General features: G+C 66.0%; 14 protein-coding genes. 7 read left to right on the top strand and 7 right to left on the bottom strand.

The annotated features are described in order from the left end of the window. Positions 1 to 35: 35 nt before the first annotated feature. The 3 genes from AC1Q7Q_RS20155 to AC1Q7Q_RS20165 all read left to right on the top strand — a co-directional run bounded on the left by AC1Q7Q_RS20155 (position 36) and on the right by AC1Q7Q_RS20165 (position 2,457). Entirely contained in the window at positions 36 to 470 is a 435-nt protein-coding gene (locus AC1Q7Q_RS20155; protein ID WP_492373995.1) for a hypothetical protein, read from the top strand. Between the two features lie 197 nt (positions 471 to 667). After that, on the top strand, positions 668 to 1,651 hold the full coding sequence (locus AC1Q7Q_RS20160; protein WP_309406871.1) for a homoserine kinase: 984 nt from the start codon (positions 668 to 670) through the stop codon (positions 1,649 to 1,651). A gap of 5 nt (positions 1,652 to 1,656) precedes the next feature. After that, the gene (locus AC1Q7Q_RS20165) at positions 1,657 to 2,457 is read left to right on the top strand and encodes a BPSS1780 family membrane protein (RefSeq protein ID WP_006159000.1); all 801 of its coding nucleotides are present in this window, start codon (positions 1,657 to 1,659) and stop codon (positions 2,455 to 2,457) included. 45 nt (positions 2,458 to 2,502) lie between these two features. On the opposite strand, the gene AC1Q7Q_RS20170 is transcribed toward AC1Q7Q_RS20165, so the two are convergent. After that, positions 2,503 to 3,303, bottom strand: a complete 801-nt coding sequence (locus tag AC1Q7Q_RS20170) for an amidohydrolase family protein (protein WP_492373994.1) — start codon at positions 3,301 to 3,303, stop codon at positions 2,503 to 2,505. 127 nt (positions 3,304 to 3,430) lie between these two features. Between AC1Q7Q_RS20170 and AC1Q7Q_RS20175 the strand changes: the two genes are divergently transcribed. Together AC1Q7Q_RS20175 and AC1Q7Q_RS20180 are read left to right on the top strand one after the other, a co-directional pair. Next, the gene (locus AC1Q7Q_RS20175) at positions 3,431 to 4,198 is read left to right on the top strand and encodes a GntR family transcriptional regulator (RefSeq protein ID WP_492373993.1); all 768 of its coding nucleotides are present in this window, start codon (positions 3,431 to 3,433) and stop codon (positions 4,196 to 4,198) included. A gap of 69 nt (positions 4,199 to 4,267) precedes the next feature. Next, the gene (locus tag AC1Q7Q_RS20180; RefSeq protein WP_492373992.1) at positions 4,268 to 5,245 is read left to right on the top strand and encodes a tripartite tricarboxylate transporter substrate binding protein; all 978 of its coding nucleotides are present in this window, start codon (positions 4,268 to 4,270) and stop codon (positions 5,243 to 5,245) included. Between the two features lie 33 nt (positions 5,246 to 5,278). Here the strand turns inward: AC1Q7Q_RS20180 and AC1Q7Q_RS20185 are convergent, their stop codons facing one another. Further along, positions 5,279 to 7,645 (bottom strand): UvrD-helicase domain-containing protein, encoded by a 2,367-nt coding sequence (locus tag AC1Q7Q_RS20185; RefSeq protein WP_492373991.1) that lies wholly within the window; start codon positions 7,643 to 7,645, stop codon positions 5,279 to 5,281. 322 nt (positions 7,646 to 7,967) lie between these two features. Between AC1Q7Q_RS20185 and AC1Q7Q_RS20190 the strand changes: the two genes are divergently transcribed. Next, entirely contained in the window at positions 7,968 to 10,835 is a 2,868-nt protein-coding gene (locus AC1Q7Q_RS20190; RefSeq protein ID WP_492376617.1) for a valine--tRNA ligase, read from the top strand. 52 nt (positions 10,836 to 10,887) lie between these two features. Then, positions 10,888 to 11,766, top strand: a complete 879-nt coding sequence (gene galU / locus AC1Q7Q_RS20195; RefSeq protein WP_459371554.1) for a UTP--glucose-1-phosphate uridylyltransferase GalU — start codon at positions 10,888 to 10,890, stop codon at positions 11,764 to 11,766. 89 nt (positions 11,767 to 11,855) lie between these two features. On the opposite strand, the gene AC1Q7Q_RS20200 is transcribed toward galU, so the two are convergent. The 5 genes from AC1Q7Q_RS20200 to AC1Q7Q_RS20220 all read right to left on the bottom strand — a co-directional run bounded on the left by AC1Q7Q_RS20200 (position 11,856) and on the right by AC1Q7Q_RS20220 (position 15,037). Next, entirely contained in the window at positions 11,856 to 12,083 is a 228-nt protein-coding gene (locus tag AC1Q7Q_RS20200; RefSeq protein ID WP_043348346.1) for a sulfurtransferase TusA family protein, read from the bottom strand. 110 nt (positions 12,084 to 12,193) lie between these two features. Continuing rightward, positions 12,194 to 12,781 (bottom strand): NUDIX hydrolase, encoded by a 588-nt coding sequence (locus AC1Q7Q_RS20205; protein WP_043348348.1) that lies wholly within the window; start codon positions 12,779 to 12,781, stop codon positions 12,194 to 12,196. 55 nt (positions 12,782 to 12,836) lie between these two features. After that, entirely contained in the window at positions 12,837 to 13,868 is a 1,032-nt protein-coding gene (locus AC1Q7Q_RS20210; protein ID WP_492376618.1) for a threonine aldolase family protein, read from the bottom strand. Positions 13,869 to 13,978: 110 nt separating this feature from the next. Beyond that, positions 13,979 to 14,167, bottom strand: a complete 189-nt coding sequence (locus AC1Q7Q_RS20215; protein WP_043348354.1) for a 4-oxalocrotonate tautomerase — start codon at positions 14,165 to 14,167, stop codon at positions 13,979 to 13,981. Positions 14,168 to 14,263: 96 nt separating this feature from the next. After that, positions 14,264 to 15,037, bottom strand: a complete 774-nt coding sequence (locus AC1Q7Q_RS20220) for a class II aldolase/adducin family protein (protein ID WP_492376619.1) — start codon at positions 15,035 to 15,037, stop codon at positions 14,264 to 14,266. Between the last annotated feature and the right edge of the window lie 126 nt (positions 15,038 to 15,163).

Genomic DNA, 15,163 nt, shown 5'->3' on the forward strand with positions numbered 1-15,163 from the left:
TGCCCCCGGCCTGCTGCGCCGCGCAGGAGCCTTCAATGACCTCCCCCTCACTCCTGGCCACCGCCCGCGCGCAAGCGCCGGAGCCGCTTGGAGCCCCTCGTCCGGCCGCCCTGCGCGCGCTGGCTTTTGCAGCATTGGTGGCGCTTGGCGCCCCGGCCGCGGTGATGGCGCAGCCGGCCGAGCAGGCAGGCGGCGCGCTGACCCAGCAAGAGCTGAACCAGATCAACAACCGGCCGATCACCTCGCCGGCCAAGACCCAGCTGAACCAGCCGCGCGAACCGAGCTTCCAGCTCAATGAGCGGGATGGCACCCAGATCCGGGAATACAAGAACAAAGGCCAGGCCACCGATATCGAGGTCAAGTCCGGCATGGGCACCAAATACCAGATGAGCAAGCCGGAAGACAGCTCGCCGAAGATCCGGGACCACGACACGAACCGCGTACCATCGGTCAAAGTGCTGCAATTCTGAGCGTCGGCGTGCCGGGTTTTAGCACCCCGGCTCCCGGGTCCTGGTTTTCGCTTCTGCTACTTGTTTTCTGTTTTCCGATTTCACACGACCCCGCCAGATGATCACGGCGGGGCCGCGCCGGCGCTTCCGGCATCCGTGCCGCGAAAGCCAAGCTCTGCTTGCGCCCGCCGCCATCCGTTTCGATTCACACAAAGAGTATGGCCGTATTCACCACGGTCTCGCCGGACGAGATCGCCAGTTGGCTCCTTGATTACAACCTGGGCGAAATGCGCGACTTGCGCGGCATTGCCTCAGGCATCGAGAACAGTAACTTCTTCCTGACCATGGAGCAGGACGGTGTCACACGCGAGTACGTGCTGACCATCTTCGAGCGCCTGACGTTCGAGCAACTGCCGTATTACCTGCACCTGATGGCCCACCTGGCCGCGCACGACATCCGCGTGCCGGCGCCCATCCCGGGGCGCGACGGCGAGATCCTGCGGGCCCTCAAGGGCAAGCCGGCGACCATCGTCACGCGCCTGCCGGGCGGCTCGCAGCTGGCACCAGGCGTGGGGCACTGCGCACAAGTCGGCGACATGCTCGCCCGCATGCACCTTGCCGGCCAGAGCTATCCGCGCCAGCAGCCCAACCTGCGCAGCCTGCCGTGGTGGCAGCAAACGGAAGGCGAGATCCTGCCCTTCCTGGATGCCGGCCAGCAAGCGCTGTTGCGCGAGGAACTGGCCCACCAGACCGCTTTCTTCGGCGGTGCGGACTACGCGGCGCTGCCCGGCGGCCCTTGCCATTGCGACCTGTTCCGTGACAACGCGCTGTTCGAGGACGGCCCCGCCGGGCAGGAGAAACTGGGGGGGTTCTTCGATTTCTACTTCGCCGGCAACGACAAGTGGCTGTTCGACCTGGCCGTCACCGTCAACGACTGGTGCATCGACCTGGCCAGCGGCGCGCTCGACGCCGCCCGCGGCCAGGCCTTGCTGCGGGCTTATCATGCCGTGAGGCCGCTGAGCCCCATCGAGGCACAGCACTGGCGCGACATGCTGCGCGCCGGCGCACTGCGCTTCTGGATTTCCCGCCTGTGGGACTTCTACCTGCCACGCGAGGCCGACATGCTGCAACCGCATGACCCGACCCACTTTGAACGCATCCTGCGCCGGCGCATCGAAGCCGCCGCGCTGCCCTGGACCTGACCGTCATGCAATTACTGGAAGTCTCCGCCAAGGAAGGTTATGTCTGGTTCCGCCAGGGTGTCTGGCTGTTCCGCAAGAACCCGCTCGCCTTCCTGATGCTGTTGTTTGTCTACCTGATCGCCGCGCAACTGGCCGTGTTCGTGCCGTTGATCGGCATCATCGCGCTGCTGGTGGTCACCCCGGGCCTGTCGGTCGGCATCATGACCGCCTGCCGCGAGGTGATCCTGAACAAGCGCGTGCTGCCGACCGTATTACTGGCGGGGTTTCGCGGCAACGGCAAGCAGGCAAGCCGCAACCTGCTGGTGCTGGGTGGCATCTACGCAGGCCTGGTCTTCGTGCTGAGCCTCATCGCGGGCAGCCTGGTGGACATCAGCACGCTGGTGCCGATCCTGCTCAAGGAAGAAGCGCCGTCGGCGGAATCCGTGCGGCAGCTTTACTTCGCGCTGATGATCGGGGCCGCGTTGTACACGCCGATTGCCATGCTGTTCTGGTTTGCGCCGCTGCTCACCGCGTGGCACAACGTGCCGCCGGTCAAAGCACTGTTCTTCAGCTGGACCGCGTGCTGGCGCAACCGTGGCGCGTTCCTGGCCTATGGCGTGGTGTTCGCGGTCTTGCTGGTGGCGGTGCCGTTCTTCCTGGAGGCGTTGTTCGGCGCATTGGGGGCTGAGGCGGTGCTGTCCTTCCTGGTCACGCCGTACTCGCTGCTGATGCTGGCGATCATGTATTGCTCGTTCTACGCCACTTACCGCGGCTGCTTCAATGTCGTGCCGGAAGAAGCCGCCGGCAGGCCGGACCTGGCCGCCTGAAGGCAGGTCACGCCGCGGTCACCCGGGTCACCCGGGTCACCCGGCTCACAGGCCGAACAGCCGGGCCGCGTTTCGGTCCGGCGCCTCGCACAGCGGGCCCAGCCACTCCCACACCTTGCACTGCAGGCCGGCATAGCCGGCCTCGGCCTCGTGATTGGTCCAAGGCCAGTCCGATCCCCATAGCAAGCCTTGCTCGCCCAGGCAGTGGTGCCAGCCAGCCACCACGCCTGCCAGGTCCGCCGCCACGCGATACGGCGCGCTCAGCTTGACGTAGACCTCCCTCTGCCCACGCCAGTGCGCGGCGCAAGCCAGCATCGGCGCGTCGGCCTGCGCGCCCGGCGCGGGCTTGCCGAAATGATCCAGCACCAGTGCGATCGGCACCGCCGGCAGCCAGGCCCGCAGCTCGTTGAGCCGGCCCGGATCGGTGTGCAACTCCAGGTGCCAGCCCAGCGCGTGGGCCGCCTCCAGCAGCGCGGGCCAGCGCGCATCCCGCCATGATGCGTCGTCGTGCCGCCCCACCATATTCCAGCGCAGGCCGCGCACGCCCAGGCCATGCAGCCGCGCCAACTCGCCGGCGGATGCCTCCGGGCCCACCACGCAAACACCGCGCAGCGCGGGCGAAGCCGCCAGCGCTGCTTCCAGCTCGCTATTGTCGCAGCCGAAAAAACTTGGCTGCACTACCACGCCCGCGCGCACGCCATGGGCCCCGGAGATGGCTTGCCACTGCGCCAGGCTGGCGCCGTAGGCGGGCCGGTAGCGCGCCCCGCCCACGGCGGGAGCCTCGGCGGAAAACACGTGGAAATGGGAATCGATCTGGAACATGTTCTGGCCCAAGGAACGGCGCATGCCGCCATGAATGGTAGCGCCGGTTGACACCCGCGCCCCTCCATTCTATGCTCTAGTCCTATAGATGACTAGAGCCCACCTCTCTCCCCGAACAGGCACCGCTGCCGGGGCACGCATGGAGACACGAATGCCAGACCGTTCCGCCCTGCCCGACCCGACGGGAGCCGGCCTCGACGCCACGCCAGCCAGCCTGGCGGCGCCGCGCTGGGCCCGCATCGCGACCGCGCTCAAGGGCCGCATCCTGGCCGGCGAATGGGCTTCCGGTACCGCCATTGCGGCCGAGAGCGCACTGGCGGAGCACTACGGCGTGGCGCTGGGCACCATGCGCGCCGCCATCCAGGCACTGGTGGACGAAGGCTTGCTGGAACGCGTGCATGGCCGCGGCACCTTTGTGCGCGGCGCGCTGACCGGCGCCACCATGGCGCGGTTCTTCCGCTTTGGCGATGCCGGCTCGGAGATTCCCGAGTCGCGCATCGTGTCGCTGCGCACGCTGGCGGCGCCGGCGGATGTCGCCGTGCAGCTTGGCCTGGCTGCGGGAACGCCGGTGTTGCGCGTATTGCGCCAGCGCGGCTGGGAAGGCCAGGTCCGCCTGCTCGAGACCATCTGGCTGCCGGCGCTGCTGTTCGGCACGTTGGCCACGCTCAAGCCGGCCGAGTTCGCGCCCCTGCTCTACCCGATGTATGCCGAGCGTTGCGGCGTCACGGTCGGCCGCGCCGTCGACGACCTGCGCTTCACCCGGCTTGGCGCACGCGAGGCCGCCCAGCTGAGCTTGCCAGAAGGCCATCCCGCGCTGGCGGTCAGCCGCGTGGCGTTTGACCTGGCGGGCCGGCGCGTGGAGTTCCGCCAGACGCTGGGCAATGCCGACGATTTCCACTACCGCGCCGAGGTTCGCTGAGCCCCGCGCGACGCCACCGCAAGCGCGGGCCGGCGCAAGCACCCAGACCTACACATTCCGAGGAGACCCATGCGATTCCCGATCCGACTTTGCGCCACCGCCCTGTTCTGGCTCGCTGCCGGCACCAGCAGCCTTGCGCACGCACAGGCCTGGCCCGCGGCCAAGCCCATCCGGCTGGTAGTCACCTATGCGCCCGGCGGCGGTGCCGACACCATGGCCCGCTTGATCTCGCCGCGCCTGGGCCAGGAGCTGGGCCAGACCATCGTGGTGGACAACCGGCCCGGCGCGGGCGGCCAGATCGGCACGGACCTGGTCGCCAAGTCCGCCCCGGACGGCTATACGGTGCTGCTCGACGCCGCCTCGTTTGCCGCCAACCCCTCGCTCTACAAGCGGCTGCCCTACGACCCGGTCAAGTCCTTCATCCCGGTCTCGGTGCTGGCGCTGTATCCCAACATGCTGGTCGTGAACCCGCAGTTCCCGGCCAAGACCACGCAGGAGTTGATCGCGATGGCACGCGCCAAGCCGGGCAGCATTGCCTATGCGTCCTCGGGCAACGGTTCGGCCCAGCACCTGGCGGGCGCGCTGTTCGCGCAGCGCATGAAGCTGGACCTGCTGCACGTGCCGTACAAGGGCGGCGGCCCGGCCATGGCCGATGTGATTGCCGGGCAGGTGCCGGTGTTCTTCGCCAACACGGCGTCGGGCCTGCAGCATGTGCGCGCGGGCAAGCTGCGCGTGCTGGGCGTGACCGGCGCCAAGCGCACGGCCATCCTGCCGGACACGCCAACGCTGGCCGAGGCAGGCGTGCCGCACTACGAGGTCTACGAGTGGAATGGCGTGTTCTTGCCGGCGGGCACGCCGCCGGAAATCGTCAAGCGCCTGTCGGATGCGATCCGCAAGGTCATCAACCTGCCGGAGAATCGCGAGCGCGTAACCAGCCTGGGCGGGGAGATCGTGGCCGGCACGCCGGGCGAGGCGGCGAAGTTCATCCAGGCCCAGACCACCGAATGGGCCAAGGTGATCAAGGAGGGCAACATCCAGCTGGACTGATTCCTCTGCCTGGTCGACTGGGCGCCCGTCCGCTCAGTCGATCGGGTCCAGCTTGGCGACCGACAGCACCAGCCATTTGGCCCCGTGGCGCTTGAACTTGATATTTGCACGGGCGGCTTCGCCCTCGCCTTCGAGCCCGGCGATCACGCCTTCGCCAAACTTGTTGTGGAACACGCTCTGGCCGATACGCAAGCCGGAGCCGGCCTGGCGCTTGGCGTCGGCGTAGCCGTTGCCGGTGTCCATGCCGCCGGTAGGCTGGGTGCCCGAATAGGGAACGTCCTCCGCCTTCTTGAACCAGTCGCGGCCCCAGCCGCCCTCGTTCTGCTGGCGGCGCTGCGAACCACCGCCGCCGCCATAGGCCTGCGCAGGCGGCATCAGCCACTTGAGCGATTCCTCGGGCAGCTCCTCGAAGAAGCGCGAGCGCACGTGATAGCGCATCTGCCCATGCAGCACGCGGCTTTGCGCGAACGAGAGATAGAGCCGCTCGCGCGCACGCGTGATGGCCACGTACATCAGGCGACGCTCTTCCTCCAGCCCGTCGGCCTCCGTGGCGCTGTTCTCGTGCGGGAACAACCCCTCTTCCAGCCCGGTGATGAAGACCGCGTTGAACTCCAGCCCCTTGGCGGCGTGCACCGTCATCATCTGCACGGCGTCCTGGCCCGCCTGCGCCTGGTTGTCGCCGGCTTCCAGCGAGGCATGGGTGAGGAAGGCAACCAGCGGGGTCATCACCGCCGGCAGCGCCTCGGGGTCCAGCACCTGCTGGGCCTGGTCGCCCTCGGCCAGCGCGGGCAGCGGCTGCGCGCCATCGCGCCCGACCGGAATCGCGCTGGCCAGCGCATCCAGCCCAAAGCCTTCCTCCGTCACGAACGCCTGCGCCGCCGTCACCAGTTCCTGCAAGTTCTCGATGCGGTCCTGGCCTTCTTTTTCAGCGCGGTAGTGCGTGATCAGGCCGCTGGTATTGGTGACGTACTCGACTGTTTCCGGCAGCGTCATGCGGCGTGTCTCGGCGCGCATCTGCTCGATCAGCCGCACAAAGGCGCCCAGCGTGCTGCCGGCCTTGCCGGGCACGAAGGCCACGGCTTCGGCCAGCGAGCAGTTGTACTGGCGCGCCGCATCCTGCAGGGCTTCGAGCGAGCGCGCGCCGATGCCGCGCGTGGGGAAATTCACCACGCGGCCAAAGGCAGCGTCGTTGCGCGGGTTTTCCAGCAACTGCAGGTAAGCCAGCGCGTGCTTGACTTCGGCACGTTCGAAGAAGCGCAAGCCGCCGTACACGCGATAGGAAATGCTGGCCGAGAACAGCGCGTGCTCGATCACCCGCGACTGCGCATTGCTGCGGTAGAGGATGGCGATTTCCGAGCGGCTCATGCCCTGCGCGATCAGGTCACGGATTTCCTCCACGATCCAGCCGGCTTCCTGGCCGTCGGTGCCGGCCTGGTACACCCGCACCGGTTCGCCGTGGCCCGCATCGGTGCGCAGGTTCTTGCCCAGGCGGCGCGAATTGTGGGCAATCAGGTGGTTGGCCGAATCCAGGATGTGGCCATGGGAGCGGTAGTTCTGCTCCAGCTTGATCATGTGGCGCACGCGGAACTCGTGCTCGAAGTCGCGCATGTTGCCGACATTGGCGCCACGGAACGCGTAGATGCTCTGGTCGTCGTCGCCGACCGCGAACACCGCGGCCGGGTTCTGCGTGCCGAAGCCGGCCAGCATCTTGAGCCACTGGTACTGCAGCACGTTGGTGTCCTGGAACTCGTCCACCAGCACATGGCGGAAGCGGTGCTGGTAGTGCTGGCGGATCGCGTCGTTGTAGCGCAGCAGCTCGTAGCAGCGCAGCAGCAGCTCGGCGAAGTCGACCACGCCTTCGCGCTGGCACTGCACATCGTAGGCGGCGTAGAGATCGACGAAGCGGCGGTTGAAGTCGTCGTTGGCCTCCACGTCGGCCGGGCGCAGGCCTTGCTCCTTGGCGTTGTTGATGAAGTACTGCAGGTTCTTGGCCGGGTACTTCTCGTCATCCACGTTCAGCGACTTGAGCAGGCGCTTGAGGGCGGAGAGCTGGTCCTGGCTGTCGAGGATGGCAAAGGTCTGCGGCAGGCCGGCATCGCGGTAATGCGCGCGCAACATGCGGTTGCACAGCCCGTGGAAGGTGCCGATCCACATGCCGCGCGTGTTGATCGGCAGCATCGACGTCAGCCGCGTCATCATTTCCTTGGCGGCCTTGTTGGTAAAGGTCACCGCCAGCAGGCCGGCGGGCGACACCCGGCCGTTCTGGATCAGCCATGCGATCCGGGTGGTCAGCACACGCGTCTTGCCGCTGCCCGCGCCAGCCAGGATCAGCGCCGGCTCGTCGGGCAAAGTGACGGCGGCTAGTTGTTCAGCATTGAGATTGGCAAGCAGGTCGGACATCGGAGAGGCCTTGTGGAGTGCCCCGAATTATACCGGGGTGCCCCCCGTGCCCGCGCGGCCCCGGCCGCCGGACAGGGGGATCGTCCGGCGGCGGGCCGGGAACCACGCAAAATGGCGCAAAAAAGCGCGGCCGATCCCCTCGCGAGAGGTAAGCAGAGCACTTTCAGGCAGGGCAATGCACCGGCAAAATGACGCCGCGCGGCCGATCCCGGGCCGAAATCGCGCGCCCCCCACCCGCCTCCCCTATAATTTGATGTTTTCCCGGCGCGTTGCCCCTGCCCGCCTGGCCCGCAGAATCCGACGTAATCATCGACATCCGAGCATGACCGCCCAAGACCAGTCCCTTGCCAAGAGCTTCGAACCCGCCGCCATTGAGGCCAAGTGGGGCCCAGAGTGGGAGAAGCGCGGCATCGCGAAGCCGACCCTCGACCCGGACCGTCCGGACTTCTGCATCCAGCTGCCGCCGCCCAATGTGACCGGCACGCTGCACATGGGCCATGCCTTCAACCAGACCATCATGGACGGCCTGGCCCGCCATGCCCGCATGAGCGGCGCAAACACCCTGTGGGTGCCGGGCACCGACCACGCCGGCATCGCCACCCAGATCGTGGTGGAGCGCCAGCTGGAAGCGCAAGGCGTATCGCGCCATGAGCTAGGCCGCGAAAAGTTCGTCGAGAAGGTGTGGGAGTGGAAGGAAGAGTCCGGCTCGACGATTACGCGCCAGATCCGCCGCATGGGCGCCTCGATCGACTGGAGCCATGAGTACTTCACGATGTCGCCGGAGATGTCCAAGGCGGTCACCGAAGTCTTCGTGCGCCTGTTCGAGCAAGGCCTGATCTACCGCGGCAAGCGCCTGGTCAACTGGGACCCGGTGCTGGGCACCGCGGTGTCCGACCTGGAAGTGGACAACGTCGAGGAAGATGGCTCGATGTGGCACATCCGCTATCCGCTGGCCGAAGCCGATACCGTGCACGGCCTGACCCACCTGACGGTGGCCACCACCCGCCCCGAGACCATGCTGGGCGACGTGGCCGTGATGGTGCACCCGGAGGACGAGCGTTATGCGCACCTGATCGGCAAGTTCGTGCGCCTGCCGCTCACCGGCCGCGATATCCCGGTGATCGCCGACGACTACGTCGACCGCGAGTTCGGCACCGGCGTGGTCAAGGTGACGCCTGCCCATGATTTCAACGACTATGCGGTTGGCCAGCGCCACAAGCTGCCGCAGCTGTCCATCCTGACGCTCGACGCCAAGATCGTCGCCGACGCGCCCGCCGCCTATGCCGGCCTGGACCGCTTCGAGGCGCGCAAGCGCATCGTGGCGGACCTGGATGCCCAGGGCCTGCTGGCCGAGGTCAAGAAGCACAAGCTGATGACGCCGCGCAGCGAGCGCACTGGCAGTGCCATCGAGCCGATGCTGACCGACCAGTGGTTCGTGGCCATGAGCAAGCCGGCGCCGGAAGGCACCTTCCACCCGGGCCGCTCGATTGCCGAAGTGGCGCTGGACGCCGTGCAGAGCGGCGAGATCAAGCTGATCCCCGATAACTGGAACAGCACCTACAACCAGTGGCTGGAGAACATCCAGGACTGGTGCATCTCGCGCCAGCTGTGGTGGGGCCACCAGATCCCGGCCTGGTACGACGAGGCCGGCAAGTGCTTCGTCGCCCGTACCGAGAAAGAGGCGCAGGCCCTGGCGCGCGCAGCCGGCAGCACCGGGCCGCTGCGCCGCGAGGACGATGTGCTCGACACCTGGTTCTCCTCGGCCCTGGTGCCCTTCTCGTCGCTGGGCTGGCCCGCCGAGACGCCGGAGTTGCAACATTTTCTACCGTCGTCGGCACTTGTTACCGGTTACGACATCATCTTCTTCTGGGTGGCGCGCATGGTCATGATGACCAAGCACTTCACCGGCAAGGTGCCGTTCCATACCGTCTATGTGCACGGTCTGGTGCGGGATTCGGAAGGCAAGAAGATGAGCAAGTCCGAGGGCAACACCCTGGACCCGGTCGACCTGATCGATGGCATCGAGCTCGAGCCGCTGCTCAAGAAGCGCACCACCGGCCTGCGCCGTCCCAAGGACGCGCCCAAGATCGAGAAAAAGACCAAGAAGGAATTCCCCGAGGGCATTCCGGCGTTCGGCGCCGATGCCCTGCGTTTCACCTTCGCCTCGCTGGCCACGCTGGGCCGTAACATCAACTTCGACACCGGCCGTTGCGAAGGCTATCGCAACTTCTGCAACAAGCTGTGGAACGCCACGCGCTTCGTGCTGATGAACACCGAAGGGCACGACTGCGGCATGGGCCCGTGCAGCAACGACTGCGGCCCCGACGGCTACCTGCATTTCTCGCAGCCGGACCGCTGGATCGTGTCGCTGCTGCAGCGCGTGGAAGCCGAAGTGGAAAAGGGCTTTGCCGAGTATCGCTTCGACAACATCGCCAGCGCCATCTACAAGTTCGTCTGGGACGAGTACTGCGACTGGTACCTGGAACTGGCCAAGGTCCAGATCCAGAACGGCACGCCCGCGCAGCAGCGCGCCACCCGCCGCACGCTGCTGCGCGTGCTGGAAACCGTGCTGCGCCTGGCCCACCCGATCATCCCCTTCATCACCGAAGAGCTGTGGCAGAAGGTAGCGCCGCTGGCCGGCCGCGCCAAGGGCGACGGCAGCGAGACGCTGGCGCTGCAGGCCTATCCCCTGCCCGCCATGGCAAAGATCGACGAGGCCGCCGAGCAATGGACCGCGCAGCTCAAGGCCGTGGTCGACGCCTGCCGCAACCTGCGCGGCGAAATGAACATCTCGCCGGCCCAGCGCATTCCGCTGTACGCTGAGGGCGACAGCGCGTTCCTGACGTCGGCCCAGGCTTATGTGCAGGCGCTGGCGAAACTTTCGGAGGTCAAGGTATTCGAAGATCAGAATGCCCTGATGGCGGAAGGTGCCGGCGCGCCGGTGGCCATCGTCGGCGGCAACCACCTGCTGCTGAAGATCGAAATCGACGTGGCCGCGGAACGCGTGCGCCTGTCCAAGGAAATAGAGCGCATCAGCGCCGAACTCGGCAAGTGCCGTGGCAAGCTGTCCAACGAGAGCTTCGTCGCCAAGGCACCGCCCGCCGTCGTCGCGCAAGAAACCCAGCGTTTGTCGGATTTCGAACAGACGCTGGTCAAGCTGCAGGATCAACTACAGCGTTTGCCGGCATGAGCTTTGCATCACCAGCAGGGTTGTCTACACCGAATTGATAAGGAAAACCGATATGGAAACCCGCGTCACCAAGGCTGTCTTCCCGGTAGCCGGTCTCGGCACTCGTTTTTTGCCGGCTACCAAGGCAAGCCCGAAGGAAATGCTGCCGGTGGTCGACAAACCCCTGATCCAGTACGCCGTGGAAGAAGCCATGGCTGCGGGCATCACCGAGATGATCTTCGTCACCGGCCGCTCCAAGCGCGCCATCGAAGATCACTTCGACAAGGCCTATGAGCTCGAAGCGGAGCTCGAGGCAAAGAACAAGCAGGCCCTGCTCAGCCTGGTGCGCTCGATCAAGCCGTCGCACGTGGAATGCTTCTATGTGCGCCAGCCCGAGGCGCTCGGCCTTGGTCATGCCGTGCTCTGCGCGGAAAAGCTGGTGGGCGACGCACCGTTCGCCGTGATGCTGGCCGATGACCTGCTGGATGGCGATCCGCCAGTCATGAAGCAGATGGTGGACATGTACGGCCACTACAACTGCTCGGTGCTGGGCGTGGAAGAGATCGCGCCGGAGCAGAGCCGCTCCTACGGCGTGGTGGATGGCCGCGAATGGGACGAAGGCGTGATCAAGGTGTCGGACATTGTCGAGAAACCGGCGCCCGAGAATGCGCCGTCCAACCTGGGCGTGGTTGGCCGCTACATCCTGACCCCGCGCATCTTCGACCATATCCGCAACCTCAAGCCGGGCGCGGGCGGCGAGTTCCAGCTCACCGATGCCATCCAGTCCCTGCTCAGCCAGGAACAGGTGCTGGCCTACCGCTACAAGGGCGTGCGCTACGACTGCGGCAGCAAGCTGGGCTACCTGAAGGCCACCGTGGAATTTGCGCTCAAGCACCCGGAGGTGATGGACGAATTCAGCACCTACCTGCGCGCGCGCGCCAATAGTATCTGAGTGCCAGAAGATCTGGAGCCATGAAAAAAGCCGCAAATGCGGCTTTTTTCATTTGGCGCGGGGCGCGCCCGCGTCAAGCTGTCGTTGATTTAACGCCGGCGCATGTAGAACACGAACACCTTGTCCACTTCCTGGTGCGACAGCAGTTCGTTGCCGGTCTGCTTGGCAAACGCCTGGAAATCCCGCGTGGCGCCGGGATCGGTGGCGAGAATCTTGAGAACGTCGCCGCTGGGCATGTCGGCCAGCGCCTTCTTGGTGCGCAGGATCGGCAGCGGGCAGTTCAGGCCGCGCGCATCTACTTCTTTCTGGAACTCCATTCCTCTCTTCCTTGGTTCTGTGCGCTCAGGGTCCGGCATGGCCCGTTGTGGCCGTTAGTCGCCATTAGGCCATGGGACCGTGCCTGCCGTGTCGCATCGATGACTGATGATTATGGCCGGTATTGTAGCGAAATGCCCGGCTGTCCCAGGCCTTCGCGCCGGCGCGGGTCGGGAATGTCCTCGCCAGTCTGGCGATCGAAGAACCGCACCGGATGGCCACGCGAGGCCAGCCAGTCGGCCACCGCGAAGCCCGTGCCCGCCGACCAGATCCGCATGTCCTCGGGCGCCACCAGCTTGTAGTCGGCCAATTCCTCGGACAACGCGATGGTGCCGCTCGCCTGCACATGGTAGGCGATGATCAGCTCGTTCTTGCGCATGAACTCGTACACGCCGATCAGCGATACCGAGTGCGCGTCCAGGTTGGTTTCTTCCTTGAGCTCCCGCGCCACGCCCTGCTCCGGCGTCTCGTCGCGCTCCATGAAGCCGGTCACCAGCGCGAACATTTTTTCAGGCCACGCGGCATTGCGCGCCAGCAGTAGCTTGCCTTCATATTCCACCACCGCGGCCAGCACGGGCAGCGGGTTGTTCCAGTGGACAAAGCCGCACTCTGGCTGGATGCAGGCATCACGTTCGCGCCCGGAATGCGGCAGCAATTCCAGCGGCGATCCACATTGCGGACAGTATCGGTAAACGGCCATGCGGGAGCTCCTGATTTTGTATTGTTATGTTGCCATTTTATAAGGGCGGCGGCATTCACGCGCCGCAGGCCGCGCGCATATCCGCGGCCAGCGCCTCGACGGTTTCCGGCTGCAGATCCCACGAGCACATGAAGCGGCAGCCGCCGGCGCCGATAAACGTATAGAAGCGCCAGCCCTTGGCACGCAGCGCCTCGATGGCCGCGAGCGGCAGCTCGGCAAAGACAGCATTGGACTCGGTCGGGAACATGATGCGCACGCCGGGGATGGTGGCGATGCGCTCATGCAGCAACTGCGCCATGGCATTGGCATGGCGGGCGTTGCCGAGCCACACATCGTTCTCGAGCAAGCCCAGCCATGGGGCCGAGATAAAACGCATCTTGGAAGCCAGTTGCCCGGCCTGCTTGACACGGTAAGCAAAGTCCTCGGCCAGCTTGCGGTCGAAGAACACCACCGCCTCGCCCACCGGCAGGCCGTTCTTGGTGCCGCCGAAGCACAGCACGTCCACGCCTGCGCGCCAGGTGATCTCCGACGGATGCACGCCCAGCGATGCCACGGCATTGGCGAAACGCGCGCCGTCCATGTGCACGCGCAACTGGCGGCGCTTGGCGATGGCGGCAATGGCTCGCACTTCCTCCACCGTGTACACCGTGCCGACCTCGGTCGACTGCGTCAGCGACACCACCTTGGGCTTGGGATAGTGGATATCGGAGCGGCGCGTCACCAGCGCTTCCACCGCTTCGGGCGTGAGCTTGCCGTTGGCGCCAGGCGCGGTCAGCAGCTTGGAGCCGTTGGAGAAGAACTCCGGGCCGCCGCACTCATCGGTCTCGATATGTGCCAGCTCATGGCAGATCACCGAGTGGTAGGACTGGCACAGCGCGGACAGCGCCAGCGAGTTCGCCGCGGTACCGTTGAAGACGAAAAACACCTCGCAATCGGTCTGGAACAGCTCGCGGATCCGGTCACAGACTTTTTGCGTCCACGAATCGTCGCCATAGGCCTGCTCGTGGCCGCTGCCGTTGGCTTCGAGGAAATACTTGAGCGACTCCGGACAGAAGCCGGCGTAGTTGTCGGAGGCGAAATGCTGCATGGGGAGATCCGTGGCGGGTGGCGTGGCGCGTGCCATGGGCGTCGGGGCTTGTGGCCTTTGGCCCGGAGCGGTTTTTGTCTGGGGCGGTCTGCGGCGTAGCTGCGCGTGGCTTACTTCTTGTCAGCCCACAGCTGGCCGCCGGTGGACCAGTTCTCGCGCTTGATGTCGGTGATGATGATATCCACGGCCGAGGCCGAGCAGCCGAGGGTTTCGCAGGTGACGCGGGTGACTTCCTCGACCAGCTTGCGCTTTTGCTCGATGGTGCGGCCTTCGAAGAGTTCTACGTGGTAAGTCGGCATGGCTTGTTTCCTGTTTCCTGTTGTCGTTTTGTTTTTCGCTGTCCGTTGCGGATTGCCCTGGCGATGCGCGGAGGGATCTGCCAGCACCCGTCAAAGTCAGTCGCGGTACGAAGCATCGATTCTATCGAGTTTGCGCAACAGCGACGGCCATTCCAGTTCGCCCTCGACGGCGCCGCCGTCGTCAAGCTGCTCGGACGCCCGTTGTGCCAGCGCATGCGGCGGCTGCACGACCTGTCCGCCAGCCTGCGCGCCAAGCTGGATCTCGCAGGCCTTGATGAGCGTCGCCATCAGCACGTACGCCTCGGCCACGGTCCGGCCAACCGTCAGCGTGCCATGGTTGCGCAGCAGCATGGCGGGATGCCGGCCGAGCGACGCGGTCAGCCGCGCGCTCTCGGCGGGCGTGAACGCCAGGCCTTCGTAGTCGTGATAGGCCAGCCGGCCATAGAAGCGCAAGGCGTGCTGCGAAAGGGCCAGCAGGCCGCAGGCCTGGGCCGATACCGACACGCCAGCGCTGTTGTGCAGGTGCATCACGCACACCGCATCGGGGCGTGCTGCATGCACCGCGCCATGCAGCGCGAAGCCGGTGACGTTGACCGCATGGGTGCTGTCGCCCACCACCTCGCCGCGGCCGTTGATCTTGACCAGGTCGCTGGCGCGGATTTCGTCAAAGGCAAAGCCGAACGGATTGATCAGGAAGTGATCGGGCTCATCCGGCACAGCTGCAGAGATATGGGTGTAGATGAGGTCGTCCCAACCCTGCCGGGCGCACAAGCGGTAAGCCGCCGCCAGGTCGACGCGCATGCGCGACTCGGCTTGCGTGACGGGTTGAGTGGCGCCCGCGGCACGGGCGGGCTGCAAGGCAAAGGACATGGTTCGGCTCCTGCGCCGCGCGGGTGCCGCGCGCCGGTTCAGCCAACCGGCGCCGGGGGCGGCAAAGGCGATACTGTAGCGCAAGGCAGGCGCTGCGTCAGGACGTGCCCCGGCACCTTGGCAGGG

This window comes from Cupriavidus sp. GW823-FHT07A04, assembly GCF_058794615.1.